We start from the raw sequence: 4461 nt of genomic DNA, 5'->3' as shown, positions 1-4461 counted from the left end.
GGACATGCTCGATGACCTGTTGGGGGTGCAGCCCGCCGCCCCGAAGACGCGGCCGCCGCCCCCGCCCGTGCCGGATGACCTGCTCGGCGTGGAGCCCGCGGCTCCGGCCAGGCCTCCGCCGCCTCCCGCGCCGGATGCGGACGGGGCGCCGGGCAAGCCCCGGGTGCCGGTGGTGATGTTCGGCGGGGCCGCGCAGGGCTCGAAGCCGTCGGTGGCGCTCACGCCCACGCCGCAGTTCTCCGACGAGGACCTGGCCGTGCTGGACGACATCGAGCGCATCTCCCGCGGCGAGGAGGCCTCGCTGGACACGGAGAAGGTGAAGCCGGCGCGCATGGTGGCCAGCCTCATCCGCCTGCTCATCCGCAAGGGCCTCATCCAGGAAGTGGAGTTCCTGGAGGAGCTGGCCAAGAAGTGACGGCCGTCGCGCAGCCCGCCGCGGAGGCGCCCCTGCTGGACGTGCGGGGGCTCACCGCCGAGCTGTCCCTCGAGGAGGGGCCGGTGCGCGCCGTGGACGGCGTGTCCTTCTCCGTGCCTCCCGGCGGCACGCTGGGCGTGGTGGGGGAGAGCGGCTGCGGCAAGAGCCTCACCGCCCTGTCCGTGCTGCGGCTGGCCCCCCAGCCCCCGGTGCGCGTGGTGGGTGGCGAGGTGCTCTTCCAGGGGAGGGATTTGCTCCGGCTCTCCGAGGCCGAGCTGCGCCGGGTGCGCGGCCGCCACGCGGCCATGGTCTTCCAGGAGCCGATGACGTCGCTCAACCCCGTCTTCACCGTGGGGGAGCAGATTGGCGAGGGCGTGCGGCTGCACCTGGGCGCGTCGCGCTCGCAGGCGCGCGAGCGCGCGGTGGAGATGCTGCGGCAGGTGGGCATCCCCGCCCCTGGCGAGCGCGTGGACGCGTACCCGCACCAGCTCTCCGGCGGCATGCGGCAGCGGGTGATGATTGCCATGGCGCTGGCGTGCGACCCGGCGCTGCTCATCGCCGACGAGCCCACCACCGCGCTGGACGTCACCATCCAGGCCCAGATTCTGGACCTGCTCAAGCGCCTGCAGGCCGAGCGCCGCATGGCGGTGATGCTGATTACGCACGACCTGGGCGTGGTGGCCGAGAGCTGCGACGCCGTGGTGGTGATGTACGCGGGCCGCGTGGTGGAGCGCGCCCCGGTGCGCGAGCTGTTCTCCCGGCCGGCGCACCCGTACACCGCGGGCCTCTTGCGCTCCATTCCCTCGCTGCAGCTGGCGGTGGGGGAGGGGAGCGCCGGCTCACGGCGGAGGCTGCAGGCCATTCCCGGCATGGTGCCGTCGCTGCGGAAGCTGCCCTCCGGCTGCGCCTTCCGCGACCGGTGCGACCGCGCGCTGGAGGTGTGCGCGCGCGTGGTGCCGCCCCTGGAGCCCAAGCGCGGCGGGCAGTCCGCCGCCTGCCACAACCCGGTGCCCGCGCCATGACGTCCGAGCCGCTGCTCCAGGTCCGCGACCTCAAGGTCCACTTCCCCGTGCGCGGAGGCTTCTGGGGCCGCGCGCGCGGCGCGGTGAAGGCCGTGGACGGCGTGGGCCTGGACGTCGTGCGTGGGGAGACGCTCGGCCTCGTGGGCGAGAGCGGCTGCGGCAAGAGCACCCTGGGCCGCGCGCTGCTGCGGCTGGTGGAGCCCACCGCCGGCTCCATCCGCTTCGACGGGCAGGAGCTGACGGGCCAGTCCCAGCGCCAGCTGCGGCCGCTGCGCCGGCGCATGCAGCTCGTCTTCCAGGACCCGTACGCCTCGCTCAACCCGCGCATGACGGTGCGCGACATCCTCGGCGAGCCCTTCGCCATCCACGGACTGGCGCGGGGCAGGGGAGAGCGGGAGCGCGAGGTGGCCGCCCTCGTGGACGCCATGGGCCTGCCCCGCGAGGCCCTGGACCGCTACCCCCACGAGTTCTCCGGCGGGCAGCGTCAGCGCATCGGCATTGCAAGGGCCATCGCGTTGCGGCCGGACCTGGTGGTGGCGGACGAGCCCATCAGCGCGCTCGACGTGTCCATCCAGGCGCAGATCGTGAACCTGCTGGTGGACCTGCAGCGCGAGCGCGGGCTCACCTACGTCTTCATCGCGCACGACCTGAAAATCGTCGAGTACGTCTCCACCCGGGTGGCCGTCATGTACCTGGGGCGCATCGTCGAGCTGGCGCCCGCCGCCGACCTCTACCGGCGCCCGCGCCACCCGTACACGCAGGCGCTCCTATCCGCGGTGCCGGTGCCGGACCCGGGCCGCGCGCGCACCCGCATGCTGGTGCCGGGCGAGCCGCCGTCGCCGCTCAATCCGCCCACCGGGTGCGCCTTCCACCCGCGCTGCCCCCACGCCATGGAGCGCTGCCGGCGCGAGACGCCGCCGCTGTATCCGCTCGGCGCGGGGCACTCGGCCGCTTGCTTTCTCGCGGAGGGCGACGCCCGGGAGGTCGCGCCCACCCCCACCTCCGGAGGTGAGGCCGGTGTTCTGGCTCAGCCATCATCACCCGGATGAGTACAACCGAACCTACGTCCTCGGCGGGGTGCGGGTGTGCGCGCGCTGTCTGGGCACGTACCCGGTGCTGCTGGCGGGCCTGGTGGGCCTCTTCGCCCTGCGCGCGCCGCTCCACTGGCGGTGGGACGTGCCGGCGGTGCTCCTCCTCACACTTCCGGCGCTGGTGGACTGGGCCGTGGGGCGCTTTCGCCCCGCCTCCGGCTCCAACGCGGTGCGCACGCTCACCGGGGTGCTGCTGGGGCTGGCGCTCGCCCGCTCGCTCCATGTCCACGTCCAGCGGCCCCTTCCCACGGTGCTCCTGGCCCAGGCGGCGCTCGTGACAGCCGTGGCGGTCCCTGTCATTCTCGCCACTTACCGGAGACCACGCCCGGAGTAGACCTTCGCGGCCCGTCGCCCGTTATGAGGGCACGGGTTGAGGAGGGGTCGGGTGTCGGGTGCTCCAGGAGAGACGGGGGAGAGTTGGGTCCGGAAACCTCAGACGAGCGGCTGATGCTCGCCTTCCAGGCGGGGGACGCGCGCGCGTTCGAGGCGTTGGTGCGCAAGCACCGGACGCCGGTGTTCAACTTCGTCCTCCGATTCGTCGGGCACCGGGCACGGGCGGAGGACGTGCTGCAAGAGACGTGGCTGAAGGTGGTACGGAGCGCCGGCGAATACACGCCCAAGGCGAAGTTCACGACCTGGCTCTACACAATCGCGAGGAACCTCTGCGTGGACAGCGCGCGCAAAGAGAGCTACCGCCAGGCGTCATCCCTGGAAGCCCCCGCCTCGGGGGAGGCCGGGGAGGAGGGGCGTCCACTGGGTGAAGGGCTGCCGGACCCCGGGGCCAGCCCCGAGCGCGGCGCTCACAACGCCCGCCTGAGGCCCCTGTTGGAGCGTGCCCTGGCGGGCCTTCCGGAGGAGCAGCGCGAGGTGTTCATCCTGCGTGAGTACAACGGCATTCCCTTCAAGGACATCGCCGAGGTGACGGGCGTGTCCGAGAACACGGTGAAGAGCCGCATGCGCTACGCGCTCGACGGGTTGCGGCGACGCCTGGCGGAGATGGGCGTGGACGGCGACCTGGCCGAGGACGGAAGGACGGTGACGGGATGAATCCGCAGAACCTCCATGCGCACGAGGACCGGCTCCTCGACTTCGCCTATGGCGAGCTGCCCGTCCCCGAGGCCCGGGTCGTGGAGGCGCACCTGCAGGGCTGCGCCCGCTGCACCCAGGCCCTGCGCGACATCCGCGGCGTGCGCGCCACCATGTCCCAGCTCTCCACGGAGCCCGCGCCGGACGCCGGGCTGGAGTCGCTGCTGGCGTACGCGCAGCAGGCCGCGCGCCGCAACGCCGCCGGCCCCACCCCGAAGCCGTCGCGCTGGCGCCGCTGGCTGCTGCCCGTCGTGGGCCTGGCCTCGGTGAGCACCTTCGGCATCTTCACGCTCCAGGCGAGGGAGCCCGGCCTGCTGAAGCCCAACCTGGGCCAGAAGGTCCAGGCGGAGGCCCGGCTCAAGGAGGCTCCCGCCGCCGCGCCCGCGCCCGCTCCGGTCTTGAGCGCCGAGTCCGCCCCGAAGGACGACGCCTTCGCGCTGAAGGAGGCTCCCCTTGCCCAGGCGGCCCCGCAGAGGGCCCCTGACTGGGAACAGTCGGGCGGTGGTGGCTTCGACGGCAGCCTCGTCCGGTCCGACAAGGCGAAGCGCGAGCTCTCCAAGGGCGGCCTGGAGCGCTCGCGGGGCGCCGTGTCGAAGCCGTACGGCGCCGCGCAGTCCGCCCCTCGCGAGAAGGCCGACCGGGACGAGGAGGCCCTCGCCATGGGGGTACCGGTGGAGCCCGAGTCCAAGCCGTCGAAGTTCATGGGCGACTCCCTGAAGCTGGGCGGCATGGCCCCGGCGGCCGAGGCCGCTCCCGAGTCCCTCGACGAGACCGAGGACGGCCTCACCGCGCCCGAGGAGGAGGGCGCTCCGACCCAGGTGGCCCCGCCCCCGCCCATGGCTGTCTA

General features: G+C 73.5%; 5 protein-coding genes and 1 pseudogene. All 6 read left to right on the top strand.

Annotation, left to right across the window (positions count from 1 at the left end):
• Window positions 1–415 (top strand): annotated as a pseudogene (locus tag HG543_RS51850) (GspE/PulE/PilB domain-containing protein); the annotation flags it as partial.
• Window positions 412–1437, top strand: coding sequence for an oligopeptide/dipeptide ABC transporter ATP-binding protein (locus HG543_RS51845; RefSeq protein WP_169352397.1), 1026 nt, complete (start codon window positions 412–414; stop codon window positions 1435–1437). The pseudogene HG543_RS51850 and the gene HG543_RS51845, both read left to right, overlap by 4 nt.
• The gene (locus HG543_RS51840) at window positions 1434–2486 is read left to right on the top strand and encodes an ABC transporter ATP-binding protein (RefSeq protein WP_169352396.1); all 1053 of its coding nucleotides are present in this window, start codon (window positions 1434–1436) and stop codon (window positions 2484–2486) included. The genes HG543_RS51845 and HG543_RS51840 overlap by 4 nt, the downstream gene beginning before the upstream one ends.
• Window positions 2455–2862, top strand: coding sequence for a DUF2085 domain-containing protein (locus HG543_RS51835; protein WP_169352395.1), 408 nt, complete (start codon window positions 2455–2457; stop codon window positions 2860–2862). Before HG543_RS51840 ends, HG543_RS51835 begins: the two co-directional genes overlap by 32 nt.
• A 23-nt stretch (window positions 2863–2885) precedes the next feature.
• Window positions 2886–3575, top strand: a complete 690-nt coding sequence (locus HG543_RS51830; protein WP_169352394.1) for an RNA polymerase sigma factor — start codon at window positions 2886–2888, stop codon at window positions 3573–3575.
• A partial coding sequence (locus HG543_RS51825; protein WP_211194766.1) for an anti-sigma factor family protein occupies window positions 3572–4461 on the top strand: 890 nt, incomplete at its 3' end. The genes HG543_RS51830 and HG543_RS51825, both read left to right, overlap by 4 nt.

Origin of the sequence: Pyxidicoccus fallax (assembly GCF_012933655.1) — a bacterium.
GTDB classification, from domain to species: Bacteria; Myxococcota; Myxococcia; order Myxococcales; family Myxococcaceae; genus Myxococcus; species Myxococcus fallax.
This window is presented reverse-complemented; position numbering and strand designations above follow the sequence as displayed.

What these genes read in the sequence shown, in the direction of transcription:
- HG543_RS51830 (WP_169352394.1), top strand. Translation starts at nt 2,886, where the DNA reads ATGAGGGCACGGGTTGAGGAGGGGTCGGGTGTCGGGTGCTCCAGGAGA.
- HG543_RS51840 (WP_169352396.1), top strand. Translation starts at nt 1,434, where the DNA reads ATGACGTCCGAGCCGCTGCTCCAGGTCCGCGACCTCAAGGTCCACTTC.